Origin of the sequence: Kitasatospora sp. NPDC094019, assembly GCF_044764505.1 — a bacterium.
In the GTDB taxonomy this organism is placed as follows: domain Bacteria; phylum Actinomycetota; class Actinomycetes; order Streptomycetales; family Streptomycetaceae; genus Kitasatospora.
The window spans coordinates 95,286-110,630 of record NZ_JBIWIF010000007.1 but is presented as its reverse complement, the minus strand read 5'-3'; the positions used below and the strand labels follow the sequence as shown (position 1 = coordinate 110,630).

The 15,345-nt window shown below is 75.6% G+C and carries 12 protein-coding genes and 1 riboswitch; of the genes, 4 read left to right on the top strand and 8 right to left on the bottom strand.

Annotated elements, in window-relative coordinates; all coding sequences use genetic code 11:
• Nucleotides 1-13: 13 nt before the first annotated feature.
• On the bottom strand, nucleotides 14-1,639 hold the full coding sequence (gene lnt, locus ACIQ9P_RS17685) for an apolipoprotein N-acyltransferase (protein WP_402356103.1): 1,626 nt from the start codon (nucleotides 1,637-1,639) through the stop codon (nucleotides 14-16).
• Nucleotides 1,640-1,758: 119 nt separating this feature from the next.
• Nucleotides 1,759-5,376 carry a cobaltochelatase subunit CobN gene (cobN, locus tag ACIQ9P_RS17680; protein ID WP_402356100.1) on the bottom strand — a complete coding sequence of 1,206 codons (3,618 nt, stop codon included), beginning with the start codon at nucleotides 5,374-5,376 and terminating at the stop codon, nucleotides 1,759-1,761.
• Nucleotides 5,377-5,519: 143 nt separating this feature from the next.
• Nucleotides 5,520-5,605: riboswitch (cobalamin riboswitch) on the bottom strand.
• Between the two features lie 166 nt (nucleotides 5,606-5,771).
• Here cobN and ACIQ9P_RS17675 point away from each other — a divergent pair.
• From ACIQ9P_RS17675 to ACIQ9P_RS17665, 3 genes are read left to right on the top strand one after another with little or no spacing between them, the layout of a single operon-like run.
• On the top strand, nucleotides 5,772-7,118 hold the full coding sequence (locus ACIQ9P_RS17675) for a hypothetical protein (RefSeq protein ID WP_402356097.1): 1,347 nt from the start codon (nucleotides 5,772-5,774) through the stop codon (nucleotides 7,116-7,118).
• A complete protein-coding gene (locus tag ACIQ9P_RS17670; protein WP_402356094.1) occupies nucleotides 7,115-7,741 on the top strand; it encodes a precorrin-8X methylmutase in 627 nt (208 codons plus the stop codon). The genes ACIQ9P_RS17675 and ACIQ9P_RS17670 overlap by 4 nt, the downstream gene beginning before the upstream one ends.
• Nucleotides 7,742-7,752: 11 nt before the next feature.
• Nucleotides 7,753-9,252 carry a precorrin-2 C(20)-methyltransferase gene (locus ACIQ9P_RS17665; protein ID WP_402356091.1) on the top strand — a complete coding sequence of 500 codons (1,500 nt, stop codon included), beginning with the start codon at nucleotides 7,753-7,755 and terminating at the stop codon, nucleotides 9,250-9,252.
• A 96-nt stretch (nucleotides 9,253-9,348) separates the two neighbouring features.
• Here ACIQ9P_RS17665 and ACIQ9P_RS17660 read toward each other — a convergent pair whose 3' ends face one another.
• Together ACIQ9P_RS17660 and ACIQ9P_RS17655 are read right to left on the bottom strand one after the other, a co-directional pair.
• Complete coding sequence (locus tag ACIQ9P_RS17660) at nucleotides 9,349-9,609, bottom strand: type II toxin-antitoxin system RelE/ParE family toxin (protein ID WP_402356088.1); 261 nt, start codon at nucleotides 9,607-9,609, stop codon at nucleotides 9,349-9,351.
• Entirely contained in the window at nucleotides 9,606-9,869 is a 264-nt protein-coding gene (locus tag ACIQ9P_RS17655; RefSeq protein WP_402356085.1) for a type II toxin-antitoxin system Phd/YefM family antitoxin, read from the bottom strand. The genes ACIQ9P_RS17660 and ACIQ9P_RS17655 overlap by 4 nt, the downstream gene beginning before the upstream one ends.
• 399 nt (nucleotides 9,870-10,268) lie before the next feature.
• Between ACIQ9P_RS17655 and ACIQ9P_RS17650 the strand changes: the two genes are divergently transcribed.
• Entirely contained in the window at nucleotides 10,269-11,798 is a 1,530-nt protein-coding gene (locus ACIQ9P_RS17650; RefSeq protein WP_266314152.1) for a UDP-N-acetylglucosamine 1-carboxyvinyltransferase, read from the top strand.
• 111 nt (nucleotides 11,799-11,909) lie between these two features.
• Here the strand turns inward: ACIQ9P_RS17650 and ACIQ9P_RS17645 are convergent, their stop codons facing one another.
• The 4 genes from ACIQ9P_RS17645 to cbiE are packed head-to-tail and all read right to left on the bottom strand — an operon-like array spanning nucleotide 11,910 to nucleotide 15,304.
• Complete coding sequence (locus tag ACIQ9P_RS17645) at nucleotides 11,910-12,437, bottom strand: DinB family protein (RefSeq protein ID WP_402356082.1); 528 nt, start codon at nucleotides 12,435-12,437, stop codon at nucleotides 11,910-11,912.
• A 40-nt stretch (nucleotides 12,438-12,477) separates the two neighbouring features.
• The gene (locus ACIQ9P_RS17640; RefSeq protein WP_402356079.1) at nucleotides 12,478-13,293 is read right to left on the bottom strand and encodes a cobalt-precorrin-6A reductase; all 816 of its coding nucleotides are present in this window, start codon (nucleotides 13,291-13,293) and stop codon (nucleotides 12,478-12,480) included.
• A complete protein-coding gene (cobM, locus tag ACIQ9P_RS17635; RefSeq protein WP_402356076.1) occupies nucleotides 13,293-14,054 on the bottom strand; it encodes a precorrin-4 C(11)-methyltransferase in 762 nt (253 codons plus the stop codon). Before cobM ends, ACIQ9P_RS17640 begins: the two co-directional genes overlap by 1 nt.
• A complete protein-coding gene (gene cbiE, locus ACIQ9P_RS17630) occupies nucleotides 14,051-15,304 on the bottom strand; it encodes a precorrin-6y C5,15-methyltransferase (decarboxylating) subunit CbiE (RefSeq protein WP_402356073.1) in 1,254 nt (417 codons plus the stop codon). Before cbiE ends, cobM begins: the two co-directional genes overlap by 4 nt.
• Between the last annotated feature and the right edge of the window lie 41 nt (nucleotides 15,305-15,345).

The following is a 15,345-nucleotide window of genomic DNA, read 5'->3' as shown; positions in this document are numbered from 1 at the left end:
GTCCCGCCGGTGGTCACTCCCCGGCCGGACCGCTCCCGCGCCGTGACCGCCGCCACCCGGCCCCCGCGACCGCCGCCGCGACCGCCGTGACCAGCACGGCCGTCAGCGGGACGACGTCCCCCACCCGGTCGTACCAGGTGGCCGCGTCCGGAGCCGTCAGCGGCAGCCGCACCACCAGTGCGCCCGTGCCGTCGGTGCCCAGCCGCGCCAGCTCGCGGCCCTGCGCGTCGAAGGCGGCCGACACCCCGGTGAGCGCGGCCTGGACGACCGGCCGGCCGGTCTCGGCGGCCCGGATCGCGGCCAGCGAGACGTGCTGCTCCGGCGCCCAGCTCCGCTGGAAGGTCGAGGTCGACGACTGGTAGACGAGCACCCGGGCCCCCGCCCGGGCGGCCGTCCGCGCCATGTCGGGGAACGCCGACTCGAAGCAGATCAGGGTGCCGATCGGCAGCGGCCGGCCGGACCGGTCCACGGCCGGCAGCAGGTGCTGGTCGGCGCCGGGCGCCCGGTTCTCGCCCGCCGCCCGGCTGACCCCGGCCACCCAGCCGAGCAGCGGCCGCAGCGGGATGTACTCGCCGAACGGCACCAGCCGGATCTTGCGGTACCGGTCGACCACGCCGTCCGGGGACACCAGGACGGCGTCCTTGGAGATCCGGCCGTCCGCCTTCCGCGCGTCCTCCCCGGCCAGCAGCTCGGCGCCGGTGGCGGCCGCCAGGGCGCGCAGCCGGCCGAGCGTCGCCGGATCGCGGTCGAGGTCGGCGGTGGTGCTGGACTCGCCCCAGACCACCAGGTCCACCGGGGGCCGCCCGGCCAGCGCGGTGGTGGCCCGGGCGCTCGCGTCGAAGCGGGCGTTCGGCTCGTCCACGATCCCCGGCTGGACCAGGGCGATCCGCACCTCGGCCGGTCCGGTCCCGCCCGCCGCGGAAGCGGCCGGCGGCGCCGGGCGGAGCGCGAACAGCAGTGGGCCGGCGGCCAGGACCGCCGCCGCGAACAGCGCCGCCACCGCCCGCGGGCGCGGCTCGACGACGGTGAGCGCCACCGCGACGGCGGTGTTGACCGCCACCACCGCGGCGCTGACCAGCCAGATCCCGCCGGCCGAGGCCAGCGCCAGGACGGCGGGGTGCTGCCACTGGGTGGCGCCGAGCAGCGCCCAAGGACCGCCCAGGGCGTGCCAGGAGCGCGCGTACTCGGTGGTCAGCCAGACCGCCGCGACCACCACCGGCGCGAGCAGCGCCCGCCGGACGGTCACCGGTGGCCGCAGCAGCCGCCACACCGCGACGCCCACCCCGGCCTGGAGCGCCCCGAACACCACCGCGAGCAGCGGCAGTCCGGGGCCGATGGAGCGGGTCAGCCAGGACATCCCGGTCAGGATGAACCCGGCGCCGAACCACCAGCCGCGCACCGCCGCCTCGCGGGCCCCGGGGGCCGCCCGCATCAGCAGCAGGCCGGGGACGAGCGCGACCCAGGCCAGCGCCGCCACCCCGGGGGCCGGGAAGGCGAGCACGGGCAGTGCCCCGGCGGCCAGCGCCGCCAGCCGGGGCCGGTACCGGGCGAACGCCCGGCCGGGGCGGGCGACGGCGGCCGCCGGGGCGGCGGGGCCGGGGGGACCGGCGGGGCCGGTGAGCAGGGGAGGGCGCGGCATGCCCCGTATTGTCCGCTTGGCGCGGCCCCGTCACCAGCCCCGTGATCACTCGAACGGCGTAACGGTCGGAGCCGGGCCGGTTTCCGGGCGGGCCGACCGGCCCGCCCGGAGCGGGCGGGTCAGCCGTCCTCGCCCTCCAGGTCGCCCTCGGTCTCCAGGAACGCGGTCCGCAACTGCTCGATCAGCTCCGGGTCCGGCTGCTCCCACAGCCCGCGGCTCGCCGCCTCCAGCAGCCGCTCGCTGATCCCGTGCAGCGCCCACGGGTTGGCGCCGGCCAGGAACTCCCGGTTGACCGGGTCCAGCACGTACTCCTGGGTGAGCTTCTCGTACATCCAGTCCGCGACCACGCCGGTGGTGGCGTCGTAGCCGAAGAGGTAGTCGACGGTCGCGGCCATCTCGAAGGCGCCCTTGTAGCCGTGCCGCCGCATCGCCTCGATCCAGCGCGGGTTCACCACCCGGGCGCGGAAGACCCGGGCCGCCTCCTCGGTCAGGGTGCGGGTGCGGACCGTCTCCGGGCGGGTCGAGTCGCCGATGTACGCGGTCGGCGCCTTGCCGGTGAGCGCGCGCACCGTGGCCACCATGCCGCCGTGGTACTGGAAGTAGTCGTCCGAGTCGGCGATGTCGTGCTCGCGGGTGTCGGTGTTCTTCGCCGCGACGGTGATCCGCTTGTACGCGGTCTCCATCTCCTCGCGCGCCGGACGCCCGTCCAGCCCGCGCCCGTACGCGTAGCCGCCCCAGACCGTGTACACCTCGGCGAGGTCGGCGTCGGTGCGCCAGTCCCGGCTGTCGATCAGCTGGAGCAGCCCGGCGCCGTAGGTGCCGGGGCGGGAGCCGAACACCCGGGTGGTGGCCTTGCGCTCGTCGCCGTGCACGGCCAGGTCCGCCTGGACGTGGGCGCGGACGAAGTTGTCCGCGTCCGGCTCCTCCTGGGCGGCGGCCAGCCGGACGGCGTCGTCCAGCAGCGCGACCACGTGCGGGAAGGCGTCCCGGAAGAAGCCGGAGATGCGCAGCGTGACGTCGATCCGCGGACGGCCCAGCTCCGCGAGGGTGATCGGCTCCAGGCCGGTGACCCGGCGCGAGGCGTCGTCCCAGACCGGGCGGACGCCGAGCAGCGCGAGGGCCTCGGCGATGTCGTCGCCGGCGGTGCGCATCGCGCTGGTGCCCCACAGCGACAGGCCCACCGAGGACGGGTGGGTGCCGTCGTTGTCGGCCCGGTAGCGCTCGATCAGCGAGGCGGCGAGCGCCTGGCCGGTCTCCCAGGCGAGCTTGCTGGGGACGGCCTTGGGGTCGACGGAGTAGAAGTTGCGGCCGGTCGGCAGCACGTTGACCAGCCCGCGCAGCGGCGAGCCGGACGGGCCGGCCGGGACGAAGCCGCCCTGGAGCGCGTGCAGCACGGCGTCCAGCTCGTCGGTGGTCGCGGCGAGCCGCGGCACCACCTGGGCGGCGGCGAAGGCCAGCACCTCGTGCACGGCCTCCGGCAGCCCGGCGGCGACCTTCTCCACCGCCTCGGGCGCCCAGTCGGCCGCCTCCATGGCCTCGACCAGGGCGCGGGCCTGCGCCTCGGCCGCGTCGGTGGCGCCGAGGGTGAGCGCGGCCTCGTCCAGGCCGAGCGCCTCGCGCAGACCGGGCAGGGCGCTGACGCCGCCCCAGATCTGCCGGGCGCGCAGGATGGCGAGCACGATGTTGACCCGGTCGGTGCCGGCCGGCGCCTGGCCGAGCACGTGCAGGCCGTCGCGGATCTGCGCGTCCTTGATCTCGCACAGCCAGCCGTCGACGTGCAGCAGGAAGTCGTCGAAGCCGTCGTCCTCGGGGCGCTCCTCCAGGCCGAGGTCGTGGTCGAGCCTGGCGGCCTGGATCAGGGTCCAGATCTGGGCGCGGATCGCGGGCAGCTTGGCCGGGTCCATCGCGGCGATGTTGGAGTGCTCGTCGAGCAGCTGCTCCAGCCGGGCGATGTCGCCGTAGGAGTCGGCGCGGGCCATCGGCGGGACGAGGTGGTCGACCAGGGTGGCGTGGGCGCGGCGCTTGGCCTGGGTGCCCTCGCCCGGGTCGTTGACCAGGAAGGGGTAGACCAGCGGCAGGTCGCCGAGGACGGCGTCCGGGCCGCACTCGGAGGACAGCGCGGCGGTCTTGCCGGGCAGCCACTCCAGGTTGCCGTGCTTGCCGAGGTGGACGACGGCGTGGGCGCCGAAGCCGCCGTCGGACTGTGCGGCGGCGATCCAGCGGTAGGCGGCCAGGTAGTGGTGGGACGGCGGGAGGTCCGGGTCGTGGTAGATCGCGACCGGGTTCTCGCCGAAGCCGCGCGGCGGCTGGATGAGCACCAGCAGGTTCCCGGAGCGGATCCCGGCGAGCACGATGTCGCCGTCCGGGTTCTGCGAGCGGTCGACGTACAGCTCGCCGGGGGCCGGGCCCCAGTGTTCCTCGACCCGGGTGCGCAGGCCCTCGGGCAGGGTCGCGTACCAGCGGCGGTAGTCGGCGGCCGGGATGCGCACCGGGTTGCGGGCGAGCTGGTCCTCGGTGAGCCAGTCCTGGTCGTAGCCGCCCGCCGCGATCAGCGCGTGGATGAGGGCGTCGCCCTCGTGCTGGCCGTCCTCGGTGTCGGTGTCCAGACCGGGCACGTCGGTGCCGATGTCCATGCCCTCCGCGCGCAGTCGCTCCAGCAGGCGCATCGCGCTGGCCGGGGTGTCCAGGCCGACGGCGTTGCCGACCCGGGCGTGCTTGGTCGGGTAGGCGGACAGCACCAGCGCGAGCCGGCGCTCGGAGGCCGGGAGGTGCCGCAGCCGGGCGTGGGCGACGGCGATGCCGGCGACCCGGGCCGAGCGCTCCTCGTCGGCGGCGTAGACGGTGAGGCCGTCCTCGTCCAGCTCCTTGAACGAGAACGGGACGGTGATCAGCCTGCCGTCGAACTCCGGCACGGCGATCTGGGTGGCCGTGTCCAGCGGTGACAGGCCGTCGTCGCTCTCCTCCCAGCGGGCGCGCGACCAGGTCAGGCAGAGCGCCTGGAGGATCGGCCGGTCCAGGGCGGCGAGCGCGCCCGCGTCCCACGCCTCCTCGTCGCCGCCGGCCTGCGCGTCGGCCGGGCGGGTGCCGCCGGCGGCGAGCACGGTGGTGACGATGGCGTCCGCCTCGCCGAGGGCGGCCAGCAGCTCCGGCTCGGCGCCGCGCAGCGAGGCGCAGTAGTAGGCGCGGGCCTGGGCGCCCTGGTCCTCGACCGCCCGGCAGAGGGTCTCCACGAAGGCGGTGTTGCCGCTCATGTGGTGGGCGCGGTAGTAGAGCACCGCGACGGTCGGGCCCTCGGTGGTGCGGGCGGTGCGCTCCAGCGGGCCCCAGGCCGGGGCGGAGGCGGGCGGGGCGAAGCCGTGGCCGGTGAGCAGCACGGTGTCGGAGAGGAAGGCGCCGAGCTCGGCCAGGTTGGCCGCGCCACCGTGGGCCAGGTAGGCGTGCGCCTCGGCGGCGATTCCGGCCGGGACGGTGGACAGCTCCATCAGCTGGGCGTCGGGGGCCTGTTCGCCGGTCAGCACGATCACCGGGCGGGGGCCGGCCAGCAGCGCGTCCAGGCCCTCCTGCCAGGCGCGGCGGCCGCCGAGCAGGCGGACCACGACCAGCTCGGTGTCCTCCAGCAGGGCGGGCAGCTCCTCGGCGGTGAGCCGGGCCGGGTTGCCGAGCCGGTAGCGGACCGGTCCCTCGGACGCGCGGGCACTGAGCAGGTCGGTGTCTGACGTCGACAGCAGCAGAATCATGCGAAGGCCCTCCCGGCCTCGACGGCGGGCAAGGACAACGGCACGGACGACGGCACGGTGCACCACGAGGGCGCGGGCATGCGGCGGCGCATGGCTTCAAGCCTTCCTCGGGGTCCGCGCCCCGGGCCGGTGGAGGACGGCAGGAGTTCCTGGCTCCCGCGCTTCCCCGGAGGTCCGGTGAACCGCGGTCACAGTGGCGGGACCGCACCGGGTTCGCACCGGTTTCCTCCCCTGCGCCGTCGCTGGCGTGCGGACGGTCCGCGGGGACCGTCCGCGAGCATCGTACGGGGTGAGGCTGACCTGGGGGAGTGCAGGTTCCGGCCGCCGCGGACGGGGTCGGAGGTGTGATCGACGGTACGGCGGCAACCCGTCGGATCCTCGGTATGCTCGCCGCCATGCCTCCCGTACCCGACGCCACCGCGCCGGGCGCCGCCGTGCCCGACCGGGCGCGTTCGGACGCCTGCCCAGGGGCCCTTCGTCTGCATACCGCCGACGACGGCGCCCTGGCCCGGGTCCGGCTGCCCGGCGGAATGCTGACGGAGCGTCAGGCGCTCGCGCTGGCCGACGCGGCGGAGGCGCTCGGCGACGGCCGGGCGGAGATCACCTCGCGCGGCAACGTCCAACTGCGCGGCCTGGCTTCGGACTGCGGCGGCGAACTCGCCGGGCGGCTGCGGGCCGCCGGTCTGCTGCCCTCCGACACCCATGAACGGGTCCGCAACATCGTCGCCTCGCCCGGTCCCGGTCCCGGGCCCGCCGACGGCGCGGCCGACGTCCGGGCCTGGGCGCGCGCCCTCGACGCGGCCCTGTGCGCGAGCCCGTGGGCGACCGGCCTGTCCGGCAAGTTCCTGTTCGTCCTGGACGACGGGCGCGGGGACGTCGCCGCGCTGGACGCCGATGTGACATTGATCGCAGGTCCGGACGGCACCGCGCTGCTGCGCCTCGGCCGGGCCGCCACCGCGCGGCCGGTGCCGGCCGGGCGGGCGGTCGCGGCGGCGCTGGACGCGGCCCGCGAGTTCCTGGACGCGCAGCGCGCCGCCGGACTGCGGGCCTGGCACCTGCGCGAACTGCCCGATCTGCTGCCGCCCGGCCCGGTGCCGCTGCCGCCGTCGCCGCTGTCGGCCGGGCCCCGCCCGCCGCTCGGCGCCCTGCCGGGGGGCGGGGCGCACCATGGTCCGCACGTGGGCCCGCACCTTGGCCTGCACGTGGCCCCGCGCTTCGGCGTGGCCACGGCCGGACAGTGGCGGGCGCTGGTCGACGCCGCCGAGGGGGAGCTGCGGCTGACCCCGTGGCGCGGCGCGGTGCTGCCCGGCGCGCCCGCCGACCGGCTCCCCGCGCTCGCGGCGGCCGGGTTCCGGACGGCGGCCGGGACGGCCTGGGACGGCGCGAGCGCCTGCACCGGGCTGCCGGGCTGCGCGAAGTCGCGGTCCGACGTCCGGGCCGACGCGGCCCGGGCACTGGACGGACTGCTGGACGGAGTGCTCGACGGAGTGCCGGACGGGGCGCCGCCGCCGGGCCCGTCCCTCGGCGCCGGCCCGCTGCCGGTGCACTGGTCGGGCTGCGAACGCCGTTGCGGCCACCCCGCCGGACGCCGGGTGGACGTGCTGGCGACCGGGTCGGGGTACCGGGTGGCGGTGATCGGCGGACCGCAGGAGCGGGACACCGTCCAGGGGCGGGACACCGCAGTGGAAGTGACGAACGAACAGATGGCCGCGGCGGTCGCCGCGGCCCGGAGGACCACGTGATCGAGTACGAGAAGGACGGCGCGTCCATCTACCGCCAGTCCTTTGCCACCATCCGGGCCGAGGCCGACCTGGCCGGGCTGCCCGCGGACGTCGCCCAGGTCGCGGTGCGGATGATCCACGCCTGCGGCATGGTCGACCTGGTCGAGGACCTGGTGTACTCGCCCGGCGCGGTCGCCTCCGCGCGCGCCGCCCTGCGGGCCGGGGCGCCGATCCTGTGCGACGTCAACATGGTCGCCAGCGGAGTCACGCGCAAGCGGCTGCCCGCCGGCAACGAGGTGATCTGCACCCTCACCGACCCGTCCGTGCCCGAGCTGGCCCGGGCGATGGGCAACACCCGCAGTGCCGCCGCGATGGAGCTGTGGCTGCCCCGGCTGGAGGGCGCGGTGGTCGCCGTCGGCAACGCGCCGACCTCGCTGTTCCGCCTGCTGGAGCTGATCGAGGCCGGCGCCCCGCGCCCGGCCGCCGTGATCGGCGTACCGGTCGGCTTCATCGGCGCGGCCGAGTCCAAGGAGGCCCTGGCGGCGCACCCGGCCGGCCTGGAGCACCTGGTGGTGCGCGGACGGCGCGGCGGCAGCGCCATGGCCGCGGCGGCGATCAACGCGATTGCGAGCGAAGAAGAGTGAGTGACCATCAGATGACCGGCCGACTGTACGGGGTGGGCCTCGGCCCCGGCGACCCGTCGCTGATCACCGTCCGCGCCGCCGAACTCATCGGCAAGGCCGACGTGGTGGCCTACCACAGCGCGCGGCACGGCCGATCGATCGCCCGCTCCATCGCCGAGCGTTACCTGACGGATGGTCAGATCGAGGAGAAGCTGGTCTATCCGGTCACGGTCGAGACCACCGACCACCCCGGCGGCTACCGGGGCGCGCTGGACGACTTCTACCAGGAGGCCGCCGAGCGGCTGGCCGCCCACCTGGACGCCGGCCGCGACGTGGTGGTGCTCGCCGAGGGGGACCCGTTCTTCTACGGCTCCTACCAGCACATGCACAAGCGCCTGGCGCACCGCTACCCGACCGAGGTGGTGCCCGGTGTGACCTCGGTCAGCGCCGCCGCGGCCCGGCTGGGCCAGCCGCTCACCGAGGCCGAGGAGACGCTCACGATCATCCCCGGCACGCTGCCGGAGGAGGAGCTGACCGCGCGCCTGGCCGCCGCCGACTCCGCCGTGGTGATGAAGCTCGGCCGCACCTTCCCGACCGTGCGCCGCGCCCTGGAGCGGGCCGGCCGGCTGGCCGACGCCCAGTACGTCGAGCGGGCGTTCATGGACGGCGAGCGGACGGCCCCGCTGGCCTCCGTCGACCCGGACACCGTCCCCTACTTCTCGGTGGCCGTCCTGCCCAGCAAGGTCGCCCCGCTGGAGGCCCCGGCCCCCGACCTGAGCGGCCCGGGCAGCGTCACCGTCGTCGGCACCGGCCCGGCCGGCCCGCTCTGGCTGACCCCCGAGGCCCGCGGCGCCCTCGCCGCCGCGACCGACCTGGTCGGCTACACCACCTACCTCGACCGGGTGCCGGAGCGGCCCGGCCAGACCCGGCACGGATCCGACAACAAGGTGGAGTCCGAGCGCGCCGAGTTCGCCCTCGACCTGGCCCGCCGGGGCCACCGGGTGGTGGTCGTCTCCTCCGGCGATCCGGGCGTCTTCGCGATGGCCACCGCCGTGCTGGAGGTCGCCTGCGAGGAGACCTACCGCGAGGTGCCGGTGCGGATCGTCCCCGGGATGACCGCCGCCCACGCGGCCGCCTCCCGGGCCGGTGCCCCGCTCGGCCACGACTACGCGGTGGTGTCGCTCTCCGACCGCCTCAAGCCGTGGGACGTGGTCGCCGCCAGGCTGCGCGCCGCCGCCGCCGCGGACCTCGTGCTCGCCCTCTACAACCCCGGCTCGCAGTCCCGCACCACCCAGGTCGGCCGGGCCAGGGACCTGCTGCTGGAGTACCGCGCCCCGGAGACCCCGGTGGTCATGGCCCGCGACGTCGGCGGTCCCACCGAGCGGGTCCGCACCGTCCCCCTCGGCGAGCTCGACCCGGCCGAGGTCGACATGCGGACCATCCTGCTGATCGGCTCCTCCCAGACCCGGCACCTCCCCCGCGCCCCGCACCCGGACGTCACCTGGACCCCCCGCCGCTACCCGGAGGTCTGAGCGCCGTCCCGCCGCCCCGGACCGCCGACGGGCCCGGGGCGGCCCGGGCCGCCCGGGCGCCCGCCGGAGGGGAAGTCCCGGCCGTCGGTGCGTGCGTCAGCCGCGGTGGACCTCGGAACGATGGCCGACCCGGACCACCAGGACGACCAGCAGCCCGCCGTCGACGGTGCAGACCACCCGGTGATCGCCCACCCGCAGACGGCGGTGCTCGGGCGATCCCACCAGTGCGGTGGTGTGGAAGCCGTAGGGGTCCTGTTCGAGCTCGGCGAGCTTGCGCAGGACCAGGATCGCCGTCGCCCGGGGCAGCTTGCGCAGCTCGCCGCGGGCCGACTCGGTGAAGCGCGTGCTGTACCTCACTCCGGCCTGGCCAGGGTCTCGGCCATGACCTCGTCCAGCGAGTAGGTGGGCTCGTCGCGGCGTTCCTCGATGAGGCGCATCAGTTCGCGCTCCTCCCACTGTCGGTACTCGCGCAACAGCTCTATCGGGACGACGGCGGCGACCTCCCGTCCCCGCCGGGTGATGACGGTCGGCTCGTCCCGTTCCGCGCGGTCGACGACGTCGGCGAGGCGCTCGCGGGCCTCGCGAATCGAAACGGTCTGCACAGGCTGCTCGCTCATACTCCGAGTGTACGGAGTGTCCCATGTGTACACAAGGCGCCCGCCGAGGGGCCGGTGTGTGGGCGGTGGAGCATGATGTCCCGATCGACGGAAGAGCGGCAGGGAGGCGCTGCGGGACCTGGGCGAGGTCGGCGGGCGGGTCGGGCAGCCGCGGAGCAGTGGGTTGCGGCACGGCTGGACGCCATCTCCGTCGACCGGGCGGTGGCGATCGTCGGCCGCGCGGAACCGCTGGGGCCGTGAGAGCCGTCCTCTGCGGGAGAGTTCCGTCCCGGCCGTGTCCCGGAATCTTCGCCATGATGTGAAGATCTGACGTTCATACAGGGTGAGAAACGGACAAATGTCGCGTCATATCGGGGACTGACTCTATTGCTATCTCAGCCATGAGATATCGTCTGGCGAGTGACAGGCGACTACCTCACCCGTATCGGTACCCTCATCCGCACCGCGCGTCAGCACCGCGGCTGGTCCCAGGCCCAGCTCGGCGAGGCCCTCGGCACCAGCCAGAGCGCGGTCAACCGCATCGAGCAGGGCAAGCAGAACGTCAGCCTTGAGATGATCGCCCGCATCGGCGAAGCACTCGACAGCGAGATCGTCTCCCTCGGCTACTCCGGCCCGATGCACCTGCGGGTCGCCGGCGGCACCACCCTCTCCGGCGCGATCGACGTCCGCAGCAGCAAGAACGCCTGCGTCGCCATCCTCTGCGCCTCGCTGCTGACCACCGGCCGCACCACCCTGCGCAGCGTCGCCCGGATCGAGGAGGTCTACCGCATCCTCGAAGTGCTCACCAGCATCGGCGTCAGGAGCCGCTGGACCAACGACGGCCGCGACCTCGAACTCACCCCGCCCGCCGAGCTCGACCTGGCCGGCATGGACGTCGAGGCCGCCCGCCGCACCCGCAGCGTGCTGATGTTCCTCGGCCCGCTGATGCACCGCGCCGACAACTTCGCCATCCCCTACGCCGGCGGCTGCGACCTGGGCACCCGTACCGTCCAGCCGCACCTGACCGCGCTGCGCCGGTTCGGCCTGGAGGTCGCCACCACCGGCGGCGCCTACCACGCCTCGGTCCAGCCCGGCACGCCGATGGACCGGCCGATCGTGCTGACCGAGCGCGGGGACACCGTCACCGAGAACGCCCTGCTCGCCGCCGCCCGCCACGACGGCGTCAGCGTCATCCGCAACGCCTCGCCCAACTACATGGTCCAGGACCTCTGCTTCTTCCTGGAGAAGCTGGGCGTTCGGATCGACGGCGTCGGCACCACCACCCTCACCGTGCACGGCGTGCCCGAGATCACCTGCGACGTCGACTACACCCCGGCCGAGGACCCGGTGGAGGCGATGAGCCTGCTCGCCGCCGCCGTGGTCACCTCCTCCGAGCTGACCGTCCGCCGGGTGCCGATCGAGTTCCTGGAGATCGAGCTCGCCGTGCTGGAGGGCATGGGCCTCGACTACGACCGCACCCCGGAGTACCCCGCCCACAACGGCCGCACCCGGCTGGTCGACCTCACCGTGCGCCCCTCCAAGCTCACCGCGCCGATCGACACCATCCACCCGATGCCCTTCCCCGGCATCAACATCGACAACGTGCCGTTCTTCGCCGCCATCGCCGCGGCCGCCCACGGCACCACGATGATCCACGACTGGGTGTACGACAACCGCGCCATCTACCTCACCGAACTCACCCGCCTCGGCGCGGACATCAAGCTCCTCGACCCGCACCGGGTGCTGGTCCAGGGCCCGACCCGCTGGCGCGCCGCCGAGATGGTCTGCCCGCCCGCGCTGCGCCCCGCCGTGGTCATCCTGCTGGCGATGCTGGCGGCGAAGGGCACCTCGGTGCTGCGCAACGTCTACGTCATCAACCGCGGTTACGAGGACCTCGCCGAGCGCCTGAACTCCATCGGCGCCCAGATCGAGACCTTCCGCGACATCTGATCCGCGACATCTGATCCGTGACATCCGATCGGTGACACCCGATCCGCGCCCTCGTCGCGCCGCCCGGCCCCGGCAGCTCCGGAGCCGGGCAGCGGCGTTCCCGGACCCGGGCTACTCGCCGGTGCGGCCGTCGAGGTGTTCGCGGACGAGGTCGGCGTGGCCGTTGTGGCGGGCGTACTCCTCGATCATGTGGGTGAGGATCCAGCGCAGGGAGTACGCGGTCTCCTCGCCGTCGGGCGCGCGGTAGTGGCCGAGCACGTCCAGGGAAGAGGCGGCGGCGACGAGTTCGCGGGCGTGGTCGCACTCGGCGCGCCAGCGGGCGAAGGCTTCGTCCGGGTCGGCCCCGTCGGCCTCGAACTCGGCGGTCCGGCCGCCCCAGAAGCCGGGGTGGCCCTCGCTGTTGAGGACGTTGCGGAACCAGCCGCGCTCCACCTCGGCCAGGTGGCGGGTCAGCCCGAGCAGGGAGAGCGGGGAGGGGAGCAGCGGACGGGCGCGGAGCTGTTCGGTGGTCAGCCCGGCGCACTTCCAGGCGAAGGTGGCGCGCTGGTAGTCCAGGAAACCGGTCAGGGTGGCGAGTTCGCCGGCGGCGAGGGGCGGCTCGGTGCGGGCGGCGTCGGCGAGTTCGTAGGCGTCGGTCATCCGGCCATCCTGGCAGCGGCGGGCCGGGCTCGCGCGGGATTTACCGGCCGGTCGGGCCCTGTCCGGCCAGCCATGCCAGTACCTCCGGGACGTCCGCCGCGACGGGGACCCCGGCCGGTGGCGGCGGGCGGTCCACCACCACCACGGGCAGGCCGAGTTCGCGGGCCGCGGTGAGCTTGGGCGCGGTCGCGGCGCCGCCGCTGTCCTTGGTGACGACGACGTCGATCCGGTGCTCGCGCAGCACCGCCCGCTCGCCGTCCAGGGTGAAGGGGCCGCGGTCGAGCAGGACGTCGAGCGCGGCGGGCAGCGGCGGCTCGGGCGGATCGACCGAGCGGGCCACGAAGTGCAGGCCGTCGAGGTGGGCGAAGGCGGCGATGCCCTGCCGGCCGCTGGTGAGCAGCACCCGTCGGCCGAGGGCGGGCAGCAGTGCGGCGGCGGCGTCCAGGGACGGGACGCGGTGCCAGTCGTCGCCGGGCCCCGCCGACCAGCCGGGGCGGCGCAGCGCCAGCAGCGGGACGCCGGTCGCGGCGGCGGCCGCGGCGGCGTTGCCGGACATGACGGCGGCGAACGGGTGGGTGGCGTCCACCACCGCGTCCACCCGCTCGGCGCGCAGCCAGTCGGCGAGGCCGTCGGCGCCGCCGAAGCCGCCGATCCGCACCTCGCCGGCGGGCAGCCGGGGCCGGGCCACCCGCCCGGCGAGCGAGCTGGTGACCCGGAGTCCGGCCCGGCCGTCGAGCGGAAGGTCGGGCGTGGCGCCGCGGGCGGCCCCAGGGGTGGCGGCGAGCGCCGCGGCGAGGGCGCGCGCCTCGGTGGTGCCGCCGAGGATCAGCAGGTGGCGGCGGTCGGGGGGCGTCATCAGGTACCGCAGGACTCGTGCGGCCGCTCCCGGTCCGCGGAGTAGAGGTGGCTGTCGCGGAACTGCTCGGCGGCCAGGGTGCGGCCGACGATGATCACGGCGGTGCGGACCACCCCGGCGGCCTTCAGCTGCCCGGCGATGTCCCCGACGGTGCCGCGCAGCACCAGCTCGTCCGGCCGGCTGGCCATCGCGACCACGGCGGCCGGGCAGTCCGCCCCGTAGTGCGGGAGCAGCTGCTCGACCACGTCGTCCACGTACCCGGCGGCCAGGTGCAGGACCAGCAGGGCGCCGCTGCGGCCGAGGGTGGCGAGGTCCTCGCCGGGCGGCATCGGGGTGGCGCGCTTGGCGATCCGGGTGAGGATCACGGTCTGGCCGACGGTCGGCACGGTCAGCTCGCGCTTGAGGGCGGCCGCGGCGGCGGCGAAGGCCGGCACGCCCGGCACCACCTCGTAGGGCACCCCGGCGGCGTCGAGGCGGCGCATCTGCTCGGCGACGGCGCTGAACACCGATGGGTCGCCGGAGTGCAGCCGGGCGACGTCCTGCCCGGCTGCGTGCGCGCGGACCATCTCCTCGACGATCACGTCCAGGGTGAGGTTGGCGGTGTCGACCAGCCGGGCGCCGGGCGGGCACTCGGCGAGCAGCTCGCGCGGCACCAGGCTGCCGGCGTAGAGGCAGACCTCGGCGCGGGCCAGGATCCGCTGGCCGCGCAGGGTGATCAGGTCGGCGGCACCGGGGCCGGCCCCGACGAAGTGGACGGTCACGAGGCGTTCTCCCGGGGGGTGAGGGGCTCGGCGGCGGGTTTGACGGCGGACCACTGGGTGACCGGCATCGCCTGGCGCCAGCCGGTGAAGCCGCCGACCGGGACGGCGTGCGCCACCGCGAGTCGCAGCAGTTCACCGCCGTGCCGCCGGTACCAGGTGGTGAGCAGGGCCTCGGACTCCAGGGTCACCGTGTTGGCGACCAGTCGGCCGCCGGCCGGCAGGGCGTCCCAGCAGGTGTCGAGCAGGCCGGGCGCGGTGAGGCCGCCGCCGACGAACACCGCGTCCGGGACGGGCAGTCCGGCGAGCGCGGCCGGGGCGGGTCCGGTGACCACGTGCAGCCGGGGCACCCCGAGGGCGGCGGCGTTGCGGGCGATCCGTCCGGCCCGGACCGGGTCGCGTTCGACCGTGACGGCCCGGTTGTCGCGGTGGGCGCGCAGCCACTCGATCGCGATCGACCCGGAGCCGCCGCCGATGTCCCAGAGCAGTTCGCCGGGGACGGGGGCCAGGGTGGCGAGGGTGGCGGCGCGCACGTGCCGCTTGGTCAGCTGGCCGTCGCTCTCGTAGGCGTCGTCGGGCAGGCCGGGGACGACCGGGGTGCGGGGGCCGTCGGCGCCGAGTTCGACGGCGATCAGGTTGAGCGGGTCGCCGGGCGGGTGCGGCCAGCCGTCGGCGGGGCCGTCCAGCTGCCGTTCGCCGGGTCCGCCGAGCTGTTCGAGCACCCGCAGCCGGGCGGAGCCGTACCCCTGCGCGGTGAGCAGCTCGGCGACGGCGGCCGGGGTGGCGGCGCCGGCGCTGAGCACCAGCAGCCGACGGCCGGGATTGAGGGCCGGGCGCAGGGTGTCCAGCGGCCGGCCGACCAGGCTGACCACCTCGGTGGCCTCCAGCGGCCAGCCGAGCCGGGCGCACGCGTACGCGACCGAGGAGGGGTGCGGCAGGATCCGCAGCCGTTCGGGGCCGACGGTCTCGGCGAGGGTGCGGCCGATGCCGAAGAACATCGGGTCGCCGCTGGCCAGCACGACCGGCCGGCGGTCCGCGTACCGGGCGAGCAGGTCGGGGACGGCCGGGCGCAGCGGGGACGGCCAGGGCACCCGTTCGGCCCCTACCTCCCCGGCGGGCAGCAGGTCCAGTTGCCGGGGGCCGCCGATCACGGCCCCGGCGGCCCGCAGGGCGGCGCGCGCGGTGGCGGCGAGTCCCGGCCAACCGTCGGCCCCGATCCCGACGACGGTGATCGGGGGTGGCTGCTGGGACACCGGGGGGCTCCTCGGACGCGTGCTGGGGACGGGTGGGGGCA

What these genes read in the sequence shown, in the direction of transcription:
- ACIQ9P_RS17665 (WP_402356091.1), top strand. Translation starts at nt 7,753, where the DNA reads ATGACCGGCCGACTGTACGGGGTGGGCCTCGGCCCCGGCGACCCGTCG.
- ACIQ9P_RS17655 (WP_402356085.1), bottom strand. Translation starts at nt 9,869, where the DNA reads ATGAGCGAGCAGCCTGTGCAGACCGTTTCGATTCGCGAGGCCCGCGAG.
- cobN (WP_402356100.1), bottom strand. Translation starts at nt 5,376, where the DNA reads ATGATTCTGCTGCTGTCGACGTCAGACACCGACCTGCTCAGTGCCCGC.
- ACIQ9P_RS17675 (WP_402356097.1), top strand. Translation starts at nt 5,772, where the DNA reads ATGCCTCCCGTACCCGACGCCACCGCGCCGGGCGCCGCCGTGCCCGAC.
- lnt (WP_402356103.1), bottom strand. Translation starts at nt 1,639, where the DNA reads ATGCCGCGCCCTCCCCTGCTCACCGGCCCCGCCGGTCCCCCCGGCCCC.
- ACIQ9P_RS17640 (WP_402356079.1), bottom strand. Translation starts at nt 13,293, where the DNA reads ATGACGCCCCCCGACCGCCGCCACCTGCTGATCCTCGGCGGCACCACC.
- ACIQ9P_RS17645 (WP_402356082.1), bottom strand. Translation starts at nt 12,437, where the DNA reads ATGACCGACGCCTACGAACTCGCCGACGCCGCCCGCACCGAGCCGCCC.